Below are 18,789 nucleotides of genomic sequence, written 5' to 3' on the forward strand. Positions count from 1 at the left end.
GGATGACGGATGCCGTGCAGGAGCGCTACGCGCGATTCGCCCGTGACGAGGCTCCGGGGCGGAGCGCGCTCTATGCCGAGTGGGCCGCCGGGGTCGCCGGGGATGAGGAGGTGAGGCGCGTCCTGCTCCGGATCCCGGAGACGAGGCGCCAGCCGCCGCTGGTGTTCGCCGTCACCCGGCTGCTCGGCGTCCCGCTCGAGTCCTACGCGCGGTGGCGTGCTTTCGTGCTCCGGAATGCGGATGAGGTCGTCGTCGAGTGTGAGCGGAGAACGCTGCAGACGAACGAGCCGCTCCGTCTCGCGGCACTTCTGCCGGTGCTCTCCGAGATCGAGGGGCCGATCGCGCTTCTCGAGATCGGTGCGTCCGCGGGACTCTGTCTCTACCCCGATCGGTACTCCTATCGCTTCACGGGTGAGGACGGGGAACTCCGCGCCGCGCTCGACCCGGTCGACGGTGTCTCGACGGTCGTGCTCGAGAGCCGGGTGGCCGGTCCGCTCCCCGCGCTCCGGATGCCGGAGGTGGTGTGGCGCGCCGGGATCGACCTGGCACCGCTCGATGCCGCCGACGAACGCGACCGGCGGTGGCTGCGCGGGCTGGTGTGGCCGGGGGAGTCGGGACGCGAGGGCCGCATCGAGGCTGCTCTCGACATCGCGGCAGGCGCCCCTCCTCTCCTGGTGGAGGGGGACGCCAGCGCGCATCTCGACGCGCTGGCGTCGGCGGCACCGCCGCAGGCGACCCTCGTCATCACCACTCCCGGGGTGCTGGTGCACATCCCCCGGGAGGCGCGGACAGCGCTGATCGCGAGGATCTCGCGCACGGACGCCCGCTGGATTACCATTGATCCGCCTGCGGTGACCGACGCATGGGAGCCGCCGGTCGATGCGGATCGGTGGCCGGGGTTCGTGGTCGCACTCGACGGACGGGTGCGCGCGGCCGCGGATCCGCTCGGGCGATGGTGGGAGTGGCGACCCGGACCACCGGCGGTTGCGTCCTAACCTGGAGCCATGCTCGGAGATCTCACGGAGCGCGATCGCGCGATCCTCGCCCTGGAAGCGGCATGGCCGCGCCACAGCGGGGCGAAGGAAGAGATCATCCGCGCTCAGCTCGGGATGAGCGCGGCACGCTACTACCAGCTGCTCGGACGACTGATCGAGTCCGAAGCCGCTCTCGAATACGATCCGATGCTGGTACGCCGCCTTCGCCGCATCCGCGATTCGCGTGCGAACCGGCGCACGGCACGGCTGCCCGGCTTCGTCGGCTGAGCCTTTTCGGGGCCGCTCTCCGGCGGCGCGCACCTCCAACCCCGCGGCGACACGGATTGACAGGAAGGTGCCGCTAGCATCGAGGGGTGTCAAAGCCCACCCGCGATCGCTTCGATGATGCTCCCCGTACGTCCGGACGGGTGGGAGCACACCGTGCCGAAGCGCCGGGGATGAACGGCTGGGTCGTGCTGCTCTGGTCGTTCGTGGCTGCACTCGTCCTCATCATCGCCGGCATCTTCGGCTCGCTGGTGGTCATGGGCCGTGTCTCGCTGTTCCCTGACGCGGCGCCGAGCGCTGTTCCGACGCCGGAGGAGACGGGGATCGTCGACCCCAGCATCTCGGTCATGATCCTGAACGGCACGCCCGACGAGGGCGCCGACACGCGTATGCGCGACACGCTCATCAACAACGGCTGGGCGGCCGACAACGTCTTCGCGGGCGACAGCTCCAGTCAGGATTTCGCCAACACGACCGTGTTCTACGTCGAAGAGGCGGACGAGCTCGCAGCCGTCGGCCTGGCGGATCTCCTCGGCGGTGCGGCCGTGCAGCAGAGCGACTACTACTCCGGTCAGACGGAGGACGGACAGAAGCAGTTCACGGTCGTGATCGGTCTCGATCGGTCGACCTCGGCGCCCGAGACGCCGGATGAGGCTCCTGCCTCCTGACGTCCGGATGCGCCCCACCTCCGGCGGCTTGCACTCGAAGGTGTCGAGTGCCAGAATGGCGTTAGCACTCTCACACTCTGAGTGCTAAACCCAACGTCTACGTCCAGGAGGGACGAAAAAACTCATGGCAAAGATCATTGCTTTCGATGAGGAGGCCCGCCGCGGCCTCGAGCGCGGCCTCAACATCCTCGCCGACGCGGTCAAGGTGACCCTCGGCCCGCGCGGTCGCAACGTCGTCCTCGAGAAGAAGTGGGGCGCTCCCACGATCACGAACGACGGTGTCTCCATCGCCAAGGAGATCGAGCTGGACGACCCGTACGAGAAGATCGGCGCGGAGCTCGTCAAGGAGGTCGCGAAGAAGACCGACGACGTCGCGGGTGACGGCACCACCACCGCCACGGTCCTCGCACAGGCTCTGGTCCGCGAGGGCCTGCGCAACGTCGCAGCCGGCGCCGACCCCATCTCGCTCAAGCGCGGCATCGAGAAGGCCGTCGCCGCGATCACCGAGGAGCTCCTGTCGAGCGCCAAGGAGATCGACTCCAAGGAGCAGATCGCCGCCACGGCGTCCATCTCCGCTGCAGACCCGGCGATCGGCGAGCTCATCGCCGAGGCGATCGACAAGGTCGGCAAGGAAGGCGTCGTCACCGTCGAGGAGTCGCAGACGTTCGGCACCGAGCTCGAGCTCACCGAGGGCATGCGTTTCGACAAGGGCTACCTGAACCCGTACTTCGTCACGGACCCGGAGCGCCAGGAAGCCGTCTTCGAGGACGCCTACATCCTCATCGCGAACCAGAAGATCTCCAGCATCAAGGACCTTCTGCCCATCGTCGACAAGGTGATCCAGGACGGCAAGGAGCTCGTCATCATCGCCGAGGACGTCGAGGGCGAGGCTCTCGCGACGCTCGTGCTGAACAAGCTCAAGGGCATCTTCAAGTCGGTTGCCGTCAAGGCTCCCGGCTTCGGCGACCGCCGCAAGGCGCAGCTGCAGGACATCGCGATCCTCACCGGTGGTCAGGTCATCACCGAAGAGGTCGGCCTCAAGCTCGAGAACGCCACGCTCGACCTGCTCGGCCGTGCGCGCAAGGTCATCGTCACCAAGGACGAGACCACGATCGTCGAGGGTGCTGGCGAGGCGGAGCAGATCGAGGGTCGCGTCACGCAGATCCGTCGCGAGATCGAGAACACCGACAGCGACTACGACCGCGAGAAGCTGCAGGAGCGTCTGGCGAAGCTCGCCGGTGGCGTCGCCGTCATCAAGGCGGGCGCGGCCACCGAGGTCGAGCTCAAGGAGCGCAAGCACCGCATCGAAGACGCCGTCCGCAACGCGAAGGCAGCCGTCGAAGAGGGCATCGTCCCCGGCGGTGGCGTCGCGCTGATCCAGTCCGGCACCAAGGCTCTCGACAGCCTGACGCTGACGGGTGACGAGGCGACCGGTGCGAACATCGTCCGCGTGGCGATCGAGGCTCCGCTCAAGCAGATCGCGCTGAACGCCGGCCTCGAGCCGGGTGTCGTCGCGAACAAGGTCTCCGAGCTCCCCGCGGGCCAGGGCCTCAACGCGGCTACCGGTGAGTACGTCGACATGTTCGCTGCAGGAATCATCGACCCGGCCAAGGTGACCCGCTCGGCGCTGCAGAACGCAGCCTCGATCGCGGCTCTCTTCCTCACCACCGAGGTCGTCGTGGCTGACAAGCCCGAGAAGGCCGCTGCTCCGATGGGTGACCCGTCGGGCGGCATGGACTTCTGATCCAGCCCTCATGACAGAACGCCCCCGGCTCCGGCCGGGGGCGTTCTGCGTTTTGTATCAGGCGGGGCTCAGCGAAACAGGCTCGCCGAGTACTGGTCGGCATCCGCGTACTGCGAGGCTGCCGATCCGAGTGAGGTGCCGATCGAATCGAGCACCTGTTCGACATGGAGCTGAGCGCCCTGCCACTGCTCCGCGCAGCCCTGGAAGGCAGTGGAGGCGCTGCCGACCCACGAGGACTGCAGCTGCCGCAACTGCGACATGAGCGTGGCCGACTCGGCCTGCAGCCGTTCGATGGTGGCTCTGGTCGCCCCGTGCGCGGCGTGGACGGCTTCGGTGTCGACGGTGAAGACGGACATGAGAACTCCTTCTGTTGGAGTTCCGACGCTAAGCGGACCACCCCCGCATCCTCCGTCCCGTAGCGACCTGCACACGGCGGGTGTGCAGAACCGCGCCCCACGGCGGGTCGTGCAGAGCCGTCAGGGCAGATCGAGCCGTTCCAGGGGCTGGGTGTCCTCGAGAAGGTGCTCGGGCGTCGCGCGGGCGGGCGCGAGGGGAAGCGTGACCGTGAACGTCGCTCCACCGCCCGGAGTCTCCGAGACGTCGACGCCGCCGTGCAGCGCCTTCATGATCGACGCGACGATCGCGAGCCCGAGGCCGGAACCGCCGGTCTCCCGTGCGCGGGAGGTGTCGGCGCGCCAGAAGCGCTCGAAGATCTGCTCCCTGATCTGCGGGGGGATGCCCTCGCCGTGGTCCACGATCGAGATGCTGCCGGTGCCGTGTACCCGGTCCGAATCGACGACGATCTCGATCGAGCCGTCCTCTGGGGAGAAGCGACGGGCGTTGCCCAGCAGGTTCGTCACGACCTGGCGCACCTTGTTCTCTTCGCCGAGAACGATCGGCGGGGTGCGCACGGGGATGTCGGGGATCTCGGTGAAGTCGATCGCGGGCGCCGGATCCGGCTGCCGCGGACGACGACGCAGGCGTGAAAGCGCGGTGCGGGAGAGTCCTCGTGCGGGCGGCGCGGTCGGCTGATCCGGTTGCGGAGCAGCCGAGTCCTGCAGGCGGATGGGCGACATCGCCTCGACCGTGCGATCGATCACCGTCACGGTCCGGCCCGGTGCTGCGGCGCGCAGATCGAGTGCGGCGTCCCGGGCGATCGGGCGCAGGTCGAGCGCGACGATCTCGGGCTCACGCTCCTCGTCCAGACGTGCGAGCGCGAGGAGGTCTTCCACCAGGACGCCCATGCGGATGGCCTCCTTCTCGATGCGCTCCATGGCCCTGGCGGTGTCTTCCTCGCCCTTGATCGCCCCCATGCGATAGAGCTCTGCATAGCCGCGCACGCTCACCAACGGCGTGCGCAGCTCATGGCTCGCGTCCCCGATGAATCGCCGCATGTGCTGAACGCTGCGGTCGCGCTGCGCGAGTGAGCCGTCCACGCGATCCAGCATCGTGTTGATCGCCGTGTTCAGACGCCCGACCTCGGTGGTCGGTTCGAGGTCGGTCAACCGCTGCCGGAAGTCGCCTGCCGCGATGGACATGGCCGTCGCCTCCACCTGCCCGAGCCGGCGGAACGTGAGCGTGACGAGCCCTCGGGTGAGGAGCGCCGCGATGAGGATCGTGATCAGCGCGATCGTGATGTAGATGCCGAAGTACTGGCTGATGATGCGGTCGGCGGGCGCAAGCGGCAACGCGACCAGTTGGATGCGCAGGGCACCGCCCTCCGACCCCACCACCGCGACCGCCCCGTGGAAGACGCTGCCGTCGGCGCCGGGGATCTCGATCGGAATCTGATCGGTATCGGCGGTCGCCTTGGCGAGTGAGTATTCGGAGGGGAAGAGCGGGGCCTGGCCCGATGTGCCTCGCGCAGTGGCACGGAGAACCCCTGTCGCGTCGTAGATCGCGAAGGAGAAGTCCCGCGGCTGCTCCTCACGCGGGGCGTAGCTCGTGACGCCGTCGACCGTCGTGGCGTCGAAGTACCGCTCGACCAGATCGCTGGTGACCAGTGCGGGCAGTTGTGCATCGATGTTGGCGACGAGCGCGTTGCGCAGGATCGGAACGGTTCCGAGTCCCGCGACGAGAAGACCGAGAGCGAGCACCGCCACCGTGACGCCGGTGACCTTCGCGCGCAGGCTGATGCGACGCCACCAGGCGGTGACCGCGTCGGGCTTGTGCGCCATGCGGTCCTCCTCAGGCGTTCACAGCGCCGCAAGGCGGCGCCGATGGTCGGTGGCCGGTCGTCAGACCGACTTGCCGACCTTGAGCATGTATCCGAACCCGCGCTTGGTCTGGATGAGCGACTCTTCGGTGTGCGGGTCGATCTTGCGACGCAGGTACGAGATGTAGCTCTCGACGATGCCGGCATCGCCGTTGAAGTCGTACTCCCAGACATGATCGAGGATCTGCGCCTTCGACAGCACGCGATTCGGATTGAGCATCAGGTAGCGCAGCAGCTTGAATTCGGTCGGGCTGAGCTCGATCGGCTCCTTGCCCACGTGGACATCGTGCGTGTCCTGATCCATCGACAGCTCACCGGCGCGGATGATCGACTCCTCGTCGGCCTGCATCGTGCGCCGCAGGATCGCCTGCGCCCTCGCGACGATCTCGTCGAGGCTGAACGGCTTGGTGACGTAGTCGTCGCCGCCGGCGTTGAGGCCCTCGATCTTGTCTTCGGTGCCGTCCTTCGCCGTGAGGAACAGGATCGGAGCGGTGAACCCGGCGCCGCGGAGACGCTTGGTGACGCTGAACCCGTTCATGTCGGGGAGCATGACGTCGAGGATGATCAGGTCCGGCTCCTCTTCGAGGACGGCCGAGATCGTGGCGGCGCCGTTGGCCACCGTCTTCACCTGGAATCCGGCGAAGCTGAGACCCGTCGAGAGCAGGTCACGGATGTTGGGTTCGTCGTCGACGACCAGGATGCGCGGAGCAGTCATGTCCCCATTATGGTGACTTCGGCCATGCAGATGCTGACTATTGTCCGGAACGGCGCGGAGTCGCGCACCTCTGCATCGTTGAGAGGATGGCAGCATGAGCTCGAACGAGGACGCCTCCGCCGCCCCCGCATCCGCCATCGCTCCGGCCGCGCCCCCGCGCGGCGAGGAGATCCCGTACCACCGGCTGGCACGCCTGCGACCGAGGTATCGCTGGTGGCGGATGCTCGTGACCGGAATCGTCGGAGTGGCGCTCTACGTGGCGATCCTGTTCCTCCTGATTGTGCCGCTCGTCGTCGCCTCGCTGCTCGTACCGGGGTGGGGAGCCGAGATGCAGGTTCTGCTCACGACGGTGCAGTACTTCGACCTCGACCGCCCGTGGCTCTTCCTCGCACTGGTGCTGCCACTGATCCTGATGATCCCCGCGCTCCTGCTCGCGTCGCGCATCGTCGAGGGCCGCGGCGTCGGCCTGCTTTCCTCTGTCGCCGGGCGGCTGCGGATGGGGTGGCTCGGCCGGAGCCTGCTGCTGGCACTCGGGGTGTTCGTCGTCTACTTCGCGGTCGTGCTCGGCGGGGCGGCCGCTACGGGCGAGTCGATCGTCGTCGACTTCTCGCACCCGTCGCTGTGGGTCATGGTGCTCCTCGTGCTGCTGCTCATCCCGTTGCAGGCCGCCGCGGAGGAGTACGTGTTCCGCGGCTATCTGATGCAGCTCGTCGGTGGGTGGTTGCGGCATCCGGCCTTCGCCATCCTGCTTCCGGTCCCGCTGTTCGTGCTCGGGCACGGCTACGACATCTGGGGTGCCGCGAGCGTGGGCATGTTCGCGATCGTCGCCGCGTGGCTGACCTGGCGCACGGGCGGTCTGGAAGCGGCGATCTCCCTGCACATCGTGAACAACGCGCTCATCTTCCTGCTCGGCACCGTCAGCCTCGTCGATGCCAACGCCACCACGGGAACGCCCGTCGATCTGCTCGCGTCGACGGTCGCGATGGTCGTCTATGCGCTGCTCGCCGACCGGTGGGCGGGCAGGCTCGGTATCGCCCGTACCGCGAGCAGGGCGACGGGCGCCGGCGTCGGAAGCGGAACCCACCACCTGAACAGGACGCTGCACGGCTGAGCCGTACGGCCGCCGGACGACGGCTCAGGCCGCGATCGCGTCCGAATCCATGATCGTGTAGCTGTACCCCTGCTCGGCCAGGAAGCGCTGGCGGTTCTGCGCATAGTCCTGGTCGATGGTGTCGCGCGCGACGAGCGTGTAGAAGCTCGCGGTGTGTCCGGACTGCTTGGGGCGCAGCAGTCGACCGAGTCGCTGGGCCTCCTCCTGGCGGGATCCGAACGAGCCGGACACCTGGATGGCGACGGAGGCCTCCGGCAGGTCGATGGAGAAGTTCGCGACCTTCGACACGACGAGGAGCGAGATCTCGCCCTCGCGGAAGGCGCGGTAGAGCTCCTCTCGCTCGTCGATCGGGGTCGCACCCGTGATCTGGGGAGCGTCCAATGCCGTCGACAGGGACTCGAGCTGGTCGAGGTACTGTCCGATCACGAGGATGCGCTCGCCCTTGTGTTTCGCGATCAGCTCTCGCACCGCCTTGACCTTGGCCGGAGCGGATGCGGCGAGTCGGTACCGTTCGTCGTCGGTCGCCGCAGCGTATTCGAGCCGGTCGCTCGGCGGAAGGTCGACGCGCACCTCGTAGCAGGCGGCAGGGGAGATGAAGCCCTGCGCCTCGATCTGCTTCCACGGTGCGTCGAAGCGCTTGGGTCCGATCAGGCTGAACACGTCGCCCTCGCGGCCGTCCTCGCGAACGAGGGTCGCGGTGAGTCCGATGCGGCGGCGGGCCTGGAGGTCGGCCGTGAGCTTGAACACCGGCGCCGGCAGCAGGTGGACCTCGTCGTAGACGATGAGACCCCAGTCGAGCGCGTCCAGCAGGGCGAGGTGAGCGTACTCGCCCTTCCGCTTGGCGGTGAGGATCTGGTAGGTCGCGATCGTGACGGGCTTGACCTCTTTGGCCTGGCCCGAGTATTCGCCGATCTCTTCGGGAGTGAGGCTCGTGCGCTTCAGCAGCTCGTCGCGCCACTGCCGTGCGGAGACGGTGTTGGTGACGAGGATCAGCGTGGTGGTCTTGGTGGCCGCCATCGCGCCGGCGCCGACGATCGTCTTGCCCGCGCCGCAGGGCAGCACCACGACGCCCGACCCGTCCTTCGAGAAGGCGTCGACAGCATCCTGCTGGTACGGACGGATGTGCCAGCCGTCCTCGGCGAGATCGATCTCGTGCGGGGTGCCCGGCGTGTAACCGGCGAGATCCTCGGCCGGCCAGCCGATCTTGAGCAGTTCCTGCTTGATCTGCCCGCGCGCCCAGGCATCCACCACGAAGACCTCGGGAGTCGGATGCCCGATCAGGAGGGGCTGAATGCGCTTGTTGTTCGCGACCTGAGCCAGCACGGCGGGGTCGGAAGAGCGCAGGATGAGGGTTCCCTCGTCGTCGCGCTCGATGACCAGTCGGCCGTAGCGGTTCACGGTCTCGCGCAGGTCGACGGAAACCGACGGCGGAACAGGGAAGCGCGACCAGCGATCGAGCGTCTCCAGCATGTCCTCCGCGGTGTGCCCGGCGGCGCGCGCGTTCCACAGTCCGAGGCGGGTGATCCGGTAGGTGTGGATGTGCTCGGGGGCTCGTTCCAACTCGGCGAAGATCGCGAGTTCGTGGCGGGCGCTCTCGGCATCGGCGTGGGCGACTTCGAGCAGCACGGTGCGATCGCTCTGGACGATCAGGGGGCCATCAGACATAGCTGTCCAGTTTACCGGTCGCGAGAGGCACTCGGCCTACGGCGCGACGATCGTCGCTGCGAGGATGCTCTTCACCGGGAGCGTGCGCTCGACGTCGGCTGCACGGTCGCGGCCGCGAAGACGGCCACCACCCATCCCCGTGGCCTCGAGGAGGAGTTCTCGGGTGGAGCCGTCCGGCATCCCGACCGTGACCTGGAGGACCGATTTCGCGCGCACGGCCGCCTCGAGCTCTCGGTCGAGCCAGGCGGCGTCGGCATCCGGTCCCTGGTGGGAACGCAGGCGTGTGATGAGCGGGGTCGGGTCCAGGGCGTCCAGGTCGGGCAGTGTCGCCGGGGCGGCGGGGTGGCGTTCGCGCACGAGGAGAGCGCCGTCGGCACCGACCAGCGTCGCGGGATACCTCGCGTCGGTGAGCGCCCAGTACACCGTTTCGCGACCGACGCGGGTGGTGAGCGATCCGACATGCAGAGCGAGTGCGAGCGGACGCAGCGACTGGTCGACGGCCATCGCCTGGATGAGGTGCGAATCCGTGCTCTCGATCCGCGTGCGGCCGGTCTCCTCGTCCGTGAACACGCGGACCAGGCCATGCCGTTGCGCGGTCTGCGCGATCAGGTAGCCGAGCGGCTGCGGGATGCCGGTGAGGGAGAGGGAGCCGAGGAACTCGAGGATCGACTGCTCGGTCTCGCCGGCGACGAACGCGTGCGCCACTGATTCTGCGGTGAACCGGTACGACGAGGCCTGGGCCGCTGACTCGCGGGCGGCGATCGTGCGCAGGCGCACGTCGAGTGCGGGCTCCAACGGACCGGGCGCGATCGCCGTGAGGTCGTTCTGAAGGAAGATGCGGTCCACTTCGGCCGGCAGCAGCCGCACGAGGGTCCGCGGGTCGGCGGCACCTCCGCTGCGCAGTCCGACCGCCCACTCCGGTTCGCTGCCGTCTTCGGCGATCAGCCCGAGCAGTCGCGCCGCCTCGTGAAGGACACGGGCGCGCTCGGTCCACGCCGGATCCCACGGATGCGCGCCGCGCCATGACTGTGGCGGAATCCACCCGCCGTCGGGAGAGCGGACACCACGTGGCAGGGCATCGCGGAACGCCGTCGCCAGCACGCTCCAGCGCTCGACCGCCGAGGAGCGCAGCCAGGCCTCCGCAGATCGACTCGATCGCAGTCGGCGGTCCGCCGCGACCGCGAGCCCGGACTCGAGCGCGATCGACACCAGCGTGTCCACGATCTCCACCGGGACACCGGCTTCGCCGAGCTGGCGCTTCTCGCCGGCGTTCACCCCGCCGCCGGTGAGTAGCGAGAACGGATTCTCCCTCGCGACGAGAAGGAGGTCTGCGAGCACGGCGACCGTCGTGAACGCACGCTCTGCGGCGTGGGCCGATGCCGTCTCGGACGAGGGGCCGGCGATCGGCTGACCTGTCGGGACGTCCGGAACCGGCCGCCCCGCGAGCGCAGCGGCCACGGGGGGATACGGGGTGCCGTCCGCACGAAGCAGCGCGAGCGCCATCAGGCTCTCCTGCTGCATTCCAGCGCCCACGCCCGATGCCGCGTCCATCAGTGCCTTCGCCTCGGCGGCGGTCAGCGAGGGGAGGACCTTCGACAGAGAGGCAGGGTCGAGGAGGGCCTCGGCGGCGTCGAAGAAATCCTGCCAGCCGACGTCCGGTCGCACCCGGCGCGCCGCGAACAGTCGTCGGAGGTCATCGTCGCTCGCCTCCGACAGCCAATCCGCCAGCGGTCGCGCGTGAGTGCTCATGGCCGATGCCTCACGAACGCGAAGACGCGCGGCCCTTCCGGATGAAGCTCATCGTGAGGAGCGTGATGATCATCACGAAGGCGAGAGGCAGACCCCAGTAGGGGATCGCTGCGATGAGAGGCCACGCACCATGGCCGAAAGCCTCTTGATCCATGCCCATCCAGGTGCCGATGATGATGGCGAAGAAGCACGCCACCGCGGCCGCGGCGATTCCGAGCGCGCCGAAGGCCAGGAAGCGATCCACCCGACGGATGGTGACCTCCGGCTCGGAATTCTGCGTGCTCATCCGTCCCAGCCTACTCGTACTGCGCCCATCGGATCCGCGGGCCCCGCGACCGGTAGGCTGGGTGCACGCGCACGAGCGCGCCCACTGTTCTGCATATCGATCTCAGCGAGGTTCTCCCATGCCCACCGGCAAGGTCAGGTTCTACGACGAAGACAAGGGTTTCGGCTTCATCGCCAGCGATGACGGCCAGGACGTCTTCCTGCACGCCTCAGCGATGCCTACCGGCACCGCTGTGAAGGCGGGTGCGCGCGTGGAGTTCGGCGTCGCCGATGGCAAGCGCGGTCTCCAGGCGCTGTCGGTGCGTGTGCTCGAAGCGCCGCCCAGCCTGTCGAAGGCCAAGCGGAAGCCGGCCGATGACATGGCGATCATCGTCGAAGACCTCGTCAAGCTGCTCGACGGCATCGGCGGAGACCTGCGCCGCGGGCGCTACCCCGCTTCCGGACACGGCCGCAAGATCGCTGCCGTCCTGCGCAAGGTCGCTGATGACCTCGAAGCCTGACGCCGACGCGCGTCTCCTCGGCGCCCACGATCTCGCCCTCGCAGCCCTGGGCGAGATCACTCCCGCGTCCTCGGTCGGTCCCGCAGCCGGGTACCTCATCGAAGAAGACGGCTCGGTGTCGCTGCGGTTCGAGAACCGCTTGGCCGGCTACCCCGGCTGGTACTGGACCGTGACCGTCGCGCAGGTCGACGACGAGGATCCCACGGTCCTCGAGCTCGAGCTTCTGCCCGGCGACGGTGCCCTGCTGGCACCGGATTGGGTGCCCTGGGCCGAACGCCTGGCCGAGTACCGTGCGCATCAGGTGGAACTCGCGGAGGCTGCGGCCGCCGCGGGTGACGAGAGCGCCGACGATGCCGACGATCTCGATGATGACGATGCTCTCGACGACGACGTCCTCGACGACGAGCTCGACGACGATGACGATGACGGTGCCGCGGACATCCTGCACGCGGGCGACCTCGACGGGGTCGACATCGACGAGCTCGACGAATCCTCGGACGACGACGACGACGCCCTGGATGCGGACGCCGACGAGGTCGACGAGGAGGAGTGAACCCGGGCGCTCAGGCGCCCAGGTTCTCCAGCACGAAGTCGATCGAACGAGTGAGCTGACGCACGTCATCCGGGTCGATCGACACGAAGGTCGCGACGCGCAGCTGGTTGCGGCCAAGCTTGCGGTACGGCTCCGTGTCGACGATGCCGTTCGCCCGGAGGGTCTTCGCGATCGCCGCCGCGTCGATGGTGTCGTCGAAGTCGATCGTGGCGACCACCGGCGAGCGGTGTGCGGCGTCCGTCACGAAGGGTGTGGCGACCGACGACGCCTCGGCCCAGTCGTACAGCACCGACGACGACTCGGATGTCCGGGCCGCCGCCCAGGCGAGCCCCCCGTTGTCGAGGATCCAGCGCAGCTGGCTGTCGAGCAGGTGCAGCGTGGTAAGCGCCGGAGTGTTGAGCGTCTGGTTGAGCCGGGAGTTGTCCACGGCGTTCTTCAGGCTCAGGAACTCGGGGATGTAGCGACCGGATGCGGCGATGCGCTCGATGCGCTCGATCGCAGCCGGTGAGACGGCCGCGAACCACAGGCCGCCGTCCGAGCCGAGGTTCTTCTGCGGCGCGAAGTAGTAGACGTCGGCCTGGGCGGCGTCGAAGTCGATGCCGCCGGCGGCGCTCGTCGCGTCGATGACGGTCAACGCGCCGTCGGCGTCGATGCGCCGGACGGGAGCGGCGACGCCGGTCGAGGTCTCGTTGTGGGGCCAGGCGTAGACGTCGACACCGGGCACGGGCTCGGCGACGGTCAGGGACCCGGGCTCGGCCTTGCGCACGTCGGGTGCCTCGAGCCAGGGGGCGCCGGCTGCGGCGGCGAACTTGCCGCCGAACTCGCCGAAGACGAGGTTCTGGCTGCGACGCTCGATGAGGCCGAATGCCGCGGCGTCCCAGAAGGCGGTCGAGCCGCCGTTGCCCACGAGGATCTCGTAGCCCTCGGGAATGCGGAACAGCGCGGCGAGCTGTTCGCGCACGCTGCCGACGAGGTTCTTCACGGGCGCCTGGCGGTGCGAGGTGCCGAGGATCGACGCCGCCGACGCGACCAGCGCCTCGAGCTGCGCGGGGCGCACCTTCGAGGGGCCGCAGCCGAAGCGGCCGTCAGCGGGCAGGAGGTCACGGGGAATCTCGATCGCCATGGGTCGATTCTAGAGGGCGCCCGGCGGGACGCCGGACCGGCTTCGGATCCGATGTCGGTCCGGGAATGTAGGCTTGCCTAAGAACCTCGGAGGGCCTGCACATGACCGATCTGATCGACACCACGGAGATGTATCTCCGCACCATCCTCGAACTCGAGGAGGAGAACATCGTGCCGCTGCGCGCGCGCATCTCCGAGCGCCTCGGTCACTCCGGCCCGACGGTCTCGCAGACCGTGGGCCGCATGGAGCGCGATGGCCTCGTCATCGTCTCGGAGGACCGCACGCTCGAGCTCACCGACGCCGGTCGCCGCAAGGCCGTCGACGTGATGCGCAAGCACCGTCTCGCCGAGCGTCTGCTGTCGGATGTCATCGGACTCGACTGGGCGTACGTGCACGAAGAGGCGTGCCGGTGGGAGCACGTGATGAGCGAGCAGGTCGAGCGTCGCCTCGTGGAGCTGCTCGGACACCCGACCGAATCGCCCTACGGCAACCCGATCCCCGGACTCGACCAGCTCGGCGACCTGCCGGCCCGCACCTTCGACGAGGGCGTCATCGGCCTCGTCCAACGCCTCAACGCCGCGGGCGAGCCCGTCGAGGGGACTGTTCGTCGCCTCGCCGAGCCCGCGCAGGTCGACCCCGAGCTGCTGGAGCAGCTGCGCGATGCCGGTGTGGTTCCCGGCGCGCACGGTGACTTCCGCTTCAGCGAGGGCTACGTCCTCATCCAGATGGACGGCAAGGAAGACGGTCTCGAACTCCCCGTGGAGCTGGCCTCGCACATCTTCCTCGTGGGCGAACCCGCCTGATCCGGCACGAATTCCGTCCCTCGCAGCGAGAGGCGGAGTGGTCCTGGCGCGGCCTCTGCGACGATTGTCAGGTTCCCGGGGTGACATGATCGTTATCTTCCGGTAACCTCGGTCGAGTCGCCAGCGAAGAAGCCCGCTGGAGATGGACCGCGAAGATACGCCTTTCAGGCTCGTCGTCTTCACGGCAGGAACGCACAAGTACCCGAGATACGTTCGTGCCACGAGAGCAGAGTGCCGACGAGCCAGCGCTACCCGAAAGCGCTAGGCCCCAGGAGGACCACGTTTTGGCCGCAGACATCGAACAGCCCGCGAAGAAGACATCTGAAGACCGAGTGATCGCCCGACGCGCAGGTGCGCGTGCGACCGCTCGCAAGGCCGTCAAGCCACTCCGATCCATCGCCATCTTCGGGGCCGTCGGCGCACTCGTCGCCGGCATCGCACTTCCTGCCTTCGCGCAGTCGAAGCCGAGCGAAGCCGCCCCGACGACCCTGCAGCAGCTCGCCGCGGTCGACGCGCAGTCTCTGGTGGTGGCCTCGCAGGCCACCGCTGCTCCCTTGAGCCGAGGCTCCTTCAGCGCGACGACTCCGGAGGAGATCGCGAAGAAGAAGGCAGAAGAGGCCGCCGCTGCTCGCGCGGCCGCTGCCGCAAAGGCATCGACGGCGTCCTCGTCATCGTCGTACAACACGGCCGGCTACGCGTTGACCTCCCCGGGCTCGGGCGAAGTCCGCTACCCGCTCCCGATGGGCTCCTGGAACGTCAGCCGTACGATCGGCGGCGGCCACAACGGCGCCGACATGCTCGCTCCCGCGGGCACTCCGATCTATGCTGCCGCTGCCGGCGTCGTCCGCGCCTCCGCCGAGAGCATCGGCGGATACGGCGTCTGCGTCATGCTCGACAGCGTCATCGGTGGTCAGCGCGTGCAGACCACCTACGGTCACATGCTCTACAACTCCCGCCAGGTGCAGGTCGGCCAGACGGTCGCGGCAGGGCAGCTGATCGGCTACGTCGGCAGCACCGGGCGCTCGACCGCGAACCACCTGCACTTCGAGACCTGGATCAACGGCGGACTCGTCGAACCCATGTCGTGGCTCTCGGTCAACGCCGGCTGATTTCCGGACACGCCTCGCTCCATTCACCCGCCGTTTCGCCCCGCATACAGCCGGATGGGTTAGCCTGATCCCGTTGTCGTACAGGTGGGAGAGGCTGATGGAGCGAATACCGACCATCCGAACCATGGATGCCCTCGGTCGTCACGTCCTTCTGCATAGCCCGCGGGGAAGCCACGGCGTTGCCGTGCGCGAAAGGCGCTGTCTTTAGACGGCGCCTTTTTTCGTCCCCACGATCGCTCTGCCATCTGCGCGACCTCGTGTGATTCGAGAGTGCCGGGAAGCCGTCCCGGCGGATCGAGAGGATGACGAATGCGCACACTGGTCCTGAATGCCGGATACGAGCCGCTTGCGATCGTGTCGTTCAAGCGAGCCCTGGTGCTCGTGATGAACGACAAGGCGACCGTGATCGAACGCGTCGAAGATGACCCCGTCTGGGGCACCCACGGCGTCTATGAACGTCCGGCGGTCATCATCCTCGCCCGGTACGTCCGGGTGCCGACGAGCAGACGCGTGCCGGTCACTCGCCGCGGTGTGCTGCGTCGCGACAATCACCGCTGCGGCTACTGCGGGAAAGCGGCTTCGACCATCGACCACGTGCTGCCGCGTTCGCGCGGGGGAGCGGACTCCTGGGAGAACCTGGTGGCCTGCTGTCTACGCTGCAACAACGTCAAGAGCGATCGCACACCGCAGGAGATGCGCTGGCAGCTGCGATTCACTCCCCGGCCTCCGCACGGTACCGCCTGGACGGTGCGCGGAACCGAGCGCAGTGACCCGCGGTGGGAACCGTACCTGGCACTGGCGGCGTGACGGCCTCGTGCCCTCGAGTCCTCCACCGGCCCCTCCACGCGCCGCGAGACGCGTAGGTGCGGAACGGTGGGAGCAGGGGGCGGCGCGTGGAGCCTCCTGGCCGGCGGGGCCCGCTGACGGGGGCCTGTGACGTCGAAGAGGGGCCACCCTCCGGGCGGCCCCTCTTCGACGTCGTGCCCTCGACAGGATTCGAACCTGCGACCTGCCCTTTAGGAGAGGGCTGCTCTATCCCCTGAGCTACGAGGGCGTGCGTCCAGTCTAGGCGACCGTCCGCACGCCCCCACGCGCATCAGTCCTCGCCGCGGCGCCACAGCTTGGAGGGCCACCAGATCGCCTTGCCGATGTCGTACGTCAGCGCGGGGACGAGCAGCGAACGGACGACGAACGTGTCCAGCAGCACCCCGAATGCGACGATGAACGCCAATTGCACCAGGAACAGGATGGGGATCACCGACAGCGCGGCGAAGGTCGCTGCGAGCACGAGACCCGCTGACGTGATCACCCCGCCCGTGATCGACAGGCCCCGCAGGATCCCCTCTCGGGTACCGTGCTGCTTCGACTCCTCGCGGACCCGCGTCATCAGGAAGATGTTGTAGTCGATGCCGAGCGCAACCAGGAACACGAACCCGAAGAGCGGAACGGCGGGGTCCGCACCGGGGAAGTCGAAGATCCCGTTGAACACGAGCGCGGAGACACCCATCGCGGTTCCGAACGACAGGACCGTCGTGAGGATCAACAGCACCGGTGCGAGGACCGACCGCAGCAGCAACATCAGGATCAACATGATCACGAGGAGGATCACGGGGATGATCAGGTTGCGGTCATGGATGGACGCATCGTTCGTGTCGATCGAGGTCGCGGTGACGCCGCCCACGAGTGCCTTCGTGTCTCCCAGGTCGGAGCGCAGCTCTCGCACGGTGGCGGCAGCGGCTTCCGAGTCGGCCGCGTCGGTCAGCGTGCCCTGCAGCAGCACCTGCCCGTCGACCGTCGTGGGGTCGGGTGCAGGGGTGCCTGGAGGGCCGACAGCGGTGAGGCCGTCTTCGGTCACGGAGGCGGTGCCGCTGGGGGAGTCCGCGGCGGTGACGGAGACGGCGTCGATCCCGTCGTTCGCGAGGAGGACATCCGCGGCATCCTGCAGCCGGTCCTCGTCGACGACCACGTACACCGGGCTGCCGGACCCGCCGGGGAAGTGTTCGCCCAGCGCCACCTGACCGTCGCGGGCCTCCGACGCCCCGAGAACCAGGTCGGACTGCGGTACGCCGTTCGCATCGAGTTGCGTGACACCCGCCGCTCCGGCGACGAGGACGAGGGTCGTCACGATCCAGATGACCCGCGGTCGCCGCTTGATGAGCCCCGCCAGTCGCGCCCACAGTCCCGTCGTGCGCATGCCGTGCTCTGCGGCGACGACATCCGGTTCGAACCGCGGGCGTCGTGGCCAGAACACGGCGCGACCGAAGAGCAGTAGCAGCGAGGGGAGCAGAGTGAGGGCAGAGAGCATGGCGAACACGATGCCGATCGCCGCCACGGGCCCCAGTGTGCTGTTCGACTTCAGGTCGCTGAGCAGCAGGCAGAGAAGACCGGCTATCACGGTGCCGCCCGACGCCGCGATCGGTTCGACGGAGCCTTTCCACGCTGCCAGGAGCGCGACGCCCTTGTCCTGCGCGATCCGCAGTTCCTCGCGGAAGCGTGCGACGAGGAGCAGGGCGTAGTCGGTTGCGGCGCCGATCACGAGGATGAAGAGGATTCCCTGCGTCTGGCCGCTGAGCAGCAGCACCTCGAACTTGGCCAACCACCACACCACGAGGAGTGCCACACAGAGCGCGAACAGGCTCGTCGAGAGCACGACCAGCGGCAGGAGGAACGAGCGGTAGACGAGGACCAGGATGACCAGCACGGCCAGGAGCGCGACCCCGAGGAGCAGCCCGTCGATCCCGGCGAAGCCCGCGACCAGGTCAGCGCTGAACCCGGCGGGACCCGTGATGTATACGGTGATGCCATCGGGGACGGCGTCGCGCAGCTCGTCGCCCAGCGCCGCCGTCGTATCGGCCAGCTCGGCGTCGCTGTCGATCGGGATGAACGCCTGTACGGCCTGCCCGTCATCGGAGGGAAGTGCCGGAGACACGTCCTCGCCGACGCCCTCCACGGTCGATGCGCCGGCCACCGCGTCCGAGATAGCGTCGAGTTCGGTCTGCGTGAGCTCATCCTCGGACGTGAACACGGCGATCGCGGGGATCGAGTCGCTGTCGTTGAACTCGCCGAGCAGCTGCTGCACCTCGGTGGCCTGCGCGGACTCCGGGAGGTATGTCGTCTGCTCGTTGGAGGAGACCTCGTCGACCTTGCCGAACAGGGGACCGCCCAGCGAGGCGCCCACCAGCCACACGAGGATCAGAGCCACGGGGATGAACACGCGCGCCCAGGAGTGCTGTCGCGAGCGCTCCCTGAGGGGCGGAGTCGGTGAGGAGTCGGGGCGGGACATCAGATGC

The 18,789-nt window shown here is 68.3% G+C and carries 18 protein-coding genes and 1 tRNA gene; 10 read left to right on the forward strand and 9 right to left on the reverse strand.

Features of this window, described 5'->3' with window-relative positions; translation table 11 throughout:
- The first annotated feature begins 2 nt into the window (after positions 1-2).
- From HCX50_RS16335 to groL, 4 genes are all read left to right on the forward strand, one after another.
- The gene (locus tag HCX50_RS16335; RefSeq protein WP_167635065.1) at positions 3-995 is read left to right on the forward strand and encodes a DUF2332 domain-containing protein; all 993 of its coding nucleotides are present in this window, start codon (positions 3-5) and stop codon (positions 993-995) included.
- 9 nt (positions 996-1,004) lie between these two features.
- Positions 1,005-1,262, forward strand: a complete 258-nt coding sequence (locus HCX50_RS16340) for a DUF3263 domain-containing protein (protein WP_091029088.1) — start codon at positions 1,005-1,007, stop codon at positions 1,260-1,262.
- 86 nt (positions 1,263-1,348) lie between these two features.
- On the forward strand, positions 1,349-1,927 hold the full coding sequence (locus tag HCX50_RS16345; protein WP_337749963.1) for a LytR C-terminal domain-containing protein: 579 nt from the start codon (positions 1,349-1,351) through the stop codon (positions 1,925-1,927).
- Between the two features lie 124 nt (positions 1,928-2,051).
- A complete protein-coding gene (groL, locus tag HCX50_RS16350) occupies positions 2,052-3,671 on the forward strand; it encodes a chaperonin GroEL (protein WP_091029093.1) in 1,620 nt (539 codons plus the stop codon).
- Positions 3,672-3,739: 68 nt separating this feature from the next.
- Here the strand turns inward: groL and HCX50_RS16355 are convergent, their stop codons facing one another.
- The 3 genes from HCX50_RS16355 to HCX50_RS16365 all read right to left on the reverse strand — a co-directional run bounded on the left by HCX50_RS16355 (position 3,740) and on the right by HCX50_RS16365 (position 6,601).
- Positions 3,740-4,027, reverse strand: a complete 288-nt coding sequence (locus tag HCX50_RS16355; protein WP_091029097.1) for a WXG100 family type VII secretion target — start codon at positions 4,025-4,027, stop codon at positions 3,740-3,742.
- 120 nt (positions 4,028-4,147) lie between these two features.
- A complete protein-coding gene (locus HCX50_RS16360; protein WP_167635066.1) occupies positions 4,148-5,848 on the reverse strand; it encodes a sensor histidine kinase in 1,701 nt (566 codons plus the stop codon).
- Between the two features lie 60 nt (positions 5,849-5,908).
- Positions 5,909-6,601, reverse strand: coding sequence for a response regulator transcription factor (locus HCX50_RS16365; protein ID WP_029262742.1), 693 nt, complete (start codon positions 6,599-6,601; stop codon positions 5,909-5,911).
- A gap of 94 nt (positions 6,602-6,695) precedes the next feature.
- On the opposite strand from HCX50_RS16365, the gene HCX50_RS16370 reads away from it, so the two are divergent.
- Positions 6,696-7,712, forward strand: coding sequence for a CPBP family intramembrane glutamic endopeptidase (locus tag HCX50_RS16370; protein WP_167635067.1), 1,017 nt, complete (start codon positions 6,696-6,698; stop codon positions 7,710-7,712).
- A gap of 24 nt (positions 7,713-7,736) precedes the next feature.
- On the opposite strand, the gene HCX50_RS16375 is transcribed toward HCX50_RS16370, so the two are convergent.
- The 3 genes from HCX50_RS16375 to HCX50_RS16385 are packed head-to-tail and all read right to left on the reverse strand — an operon-like array spanning position 7,737 to position 11,412.
- Entirely contained in the window at positions 7,737-9,377 is a 1,641-nt protein-coding gene (locus tag HCX50_RS16375) for a DNA repair helicase XPB (protein WP_167635068.1), read from the reverse strand.
- A gap of 36 nt (positions 9,378-9,413) precedes the next feature.
- Positions 9,414-11,126, reverse strand: a complete 1,713-nt coding sequence (locus tag HCX50_RS16380) for a helicase-associated domain-containing protein (RefSeq protein WP_167635069.1) — start codon at positions 11,124-11,126, stop codon at positions 9,414-9,416.
- A 10-nt stretch (positions 11,127-11,136) separates the two neighbouring features.
- Positions 11,137-11,412, reverse strand: coding sequence for a multidrug ABC transporter ATPase (locus HCX50_RS16385; RefSeq protein ID WP_091029117.1), 276 nt, complete (start codon positions 11,410-11,412; stop codon positions 11,137-11,139).
- A 118-nt stretch (positions 11,413-11,530) separates the two neighbouring features.
- On the opposite strand from HCX50_RS16385, the gene HCX50_RS16390 reads away from it, so the two are divergent.
- Positions 11,531-11,911 carry a cold-shock protein gene (locus HCX50_RS16390; RefSeq protein WP_029262737.1) on the forward strand — a complete coding sequence of 127 codons (381 nt, stop codon included), beginning with the start codon at positions 11,531-11,533 and terminating at the stop codon, positions 11,909-11,911.
- Complete coding sequence (locus tag HCX50_RS16395; protein WP_167635070.1) at positions 11,895-12,464, forward strand: DUF3027 domain-containing protein; 570 nt, start codon at positions 11,895-11,897, stop codon at positions 12,462-12,464. Before HCX50_RS16390 ends, HCX50_RS16395 begins: the two co-directional genes overlap by 17 nt.
- A 10-nt stretch (positions 12,465-12,474) precedes the next feature.
- Here the strand turns inward: HCX50_RS16395 and serC are convergent, their stop codons facing one another.
- Positions 12,475-13,587 (reverse strand): phosphoserine transaminase, encoded by a 1,113-nt coding sequence (gene serC / locus HCX50_RS16400; protein ID WP_167635071.1) that lies wholly within the window; start codon positions 13,585-13,587, stop codon positions 12,475-12,477.
- A 101-nt stretch (positions 13,588-13,688) separates the two neighbouring features.
- Between serC and HCX50_RS16405 the strand changes: the two genes are divergently transcribed.
- The 3 genes from HCX50_RS16405 (at position 13,689) to HCX50_RS16415 (ending at position 16,306) form a co-directional block, all read left to right on the forward strand.
- Positions 13,689-14,390, forward strand: coding sequence for a metal-dependent transcriptional regulator (locus HCX50_RS16405; protein WP_029262734.1), 702 nt, complete (start codon positions 13,689-13,691; stop codon positions 14,388-14,390).
- Positions 14,391-14,674: 284 nt separating this feature from the next.
- Positions 14,675-15,499 carry a M23 family metallopeptidase gene (locus HCX50_RS16410; RefSeq protein WP_091029127.1) on the forward strand — a complete coding sequence of 275 codons (825 nt, stop codon included), beginning with the start codon at positions 14,675-14,677 and terminating at the stop codon, positions 15,497-15,499.
- A 309-nt stretch (positions 15,500-15,808) separates the two neighbouring features.
- Positions 15,809-16,306, forward strand: a complete 498-nt coding sequence (locus HCX50_RS16415) for an HNH endonuclease (protein WP_029262732.1) — start codon at positions 15,809-15,811, stop codon at positions 16,304-16,306.
- Between the two features lie 174 nt (positions 16,307-16,480).
- On the opposite strand, the gene HCX50_RS16420 is transcribed toward HCX50_RS16415, so the two are convergent.
- Together HCX50_RS16420 and HCX50_RS16425 are read right to left on the reverse strand one after the other, a co-directional pair.
- Positions 16,481-16,553: transfer RNA gene (locus HCX50_RS16420), tRNA-Arg, on the reverse strand.
- Positions 16,554-16,595: 42 nt separating this feature from the next.
- On the reverse strand, positions 16,596-18,782 hold the full coding sequence (locus HCX50_RS16425; protein ID WP_167635072.1) for an MMPL family transporter: 2,187 nt from the start codon (positions 18,780-18,782) through the stop codon (positions 16,596-16,598).
- Positions 18,783-18,789: the final 7 nt, after the last annotated feature.

It is taken from the genome of Microbacterium sp. B19(2022), from assembly GCF_012030385.1.
Lineage (GTDB): Bacteria > Actinomycetota > Actinomycetes > Actinomycetales > Microbacteriaceae > Microbacterium > Microbacterium oxydans_B.

Bases quoted from the DNA above. Each gene is read 5' to 3' on its own strand.
- HCX50_RS16335 (WP_167635065.1), top strand. From the start codon at position 3: ATGACGGATGCCGTGCAGGAGCGCTACGCGCGATTCGCCCGTGACGAG.
- HCX50_RS16340 (WP_091029088.1), top strand. From the start codon at position 1,005: ATGCTCGGAGATCTCACGGAGCGCGATCGCGCGATCCTCGCCCTGGAA.
- groL (WP_091029093.1), top strand. From the start codon at position 2,052: ATGGCAAAGATCATTGCTTTCGATGAGGAGGCCCGCCGCGGCCTCGAG.
- HCX50_RS16355 (WP_091029097.1), bottom strand. From the start codon at position 4,027: ATGTCCGTCTTCACCGTCGACACCGAAGCCGTCCACGCCGCGCACGGG.
- HCX50_RS16360 (WP_167635066.1), bottom strand. From the start codon at position 5,848: ATGGCGCACAAGCCCGACGCGGTCACCGCCTGGTGGCGTCGCATCAGC.
- HCX50_RS16365 (WP_029262742.1), bottom strand. From the start codon at position 6,601: ATGACTGCTCCGCGCATCCTGGTCGTCGACGACGAACCCAACATCCGT.
- HCX50_RS16370 (WP_167635067.1), top strand. From the start codon at position 6,696: ATGAGCTCGAACGAGGACGCCTCCGCCGCCCCCGCATCCGCCATCGCT.
- HCX50_RS16375 (WP_167635068.1), bottom strand. From the start codon at position 9,377: ATGTCTGATGGCCCCCTGATCGTCCAGAGCGATCGCACCGTGCTGCTC.
- HCX50_RS16380 (WP_167635069.1), bottom strand. From the start codon at position 11,126: ATGAGCACTCACGCGCGACCGCTGGCGGATTGGCTGTCGGAGGCGAGC.
- HCX50_RS16385 (WP_091029117.1), bottom strand. From the start codon at position 11,412: ATGAGCACGCAGAATTCCGAGCCGGAGGTCACCATCCGTCGGGTGGAT.
- HCX50_RS16390 (WP_029262737.1), top strand. From the start codon at position 11,531: ATGCCCACCGGCAAGGTCAGGTTCTACGACGAAGACAAGGGTTTCGGC.
- HCX50_RS16395 (WP_167635070.1), top strand. From the start codon at position 11,895: ATGACCTCGAAGCCTGACGCCGACGCGCGTCTCCTCGGCGCCCACGAT.
- serC (WP_167635071.1), bottom strand. From the start codon at position 13,587: ATGGCGATCGAGATTCCCCGTGACCTCCTGCCCGCTGACGGCCGCTTC.
- HCX50_RS16405 (WP_029262734.1), top strand. From the start codon at position 13,689: ATGACCGATCTGATCGACACCACGGAGATGTATCTCCGCACCATCCTC.
- HCX50_RS16415 (WP_029262732.1), top strand. From the start codon at position 15,809: ATGCGCACACTGGTCCTGAATGCCGGATACGAGCCGCTTGCGATCGTG.
- HCX50_RS16425 (WP_167635072.1), bottom strand. From the start codon at position 18,782: ATGTCCCGCCCCGACTCCTCACCGACTCCGCCCCTCAGGGAGCGCTCG.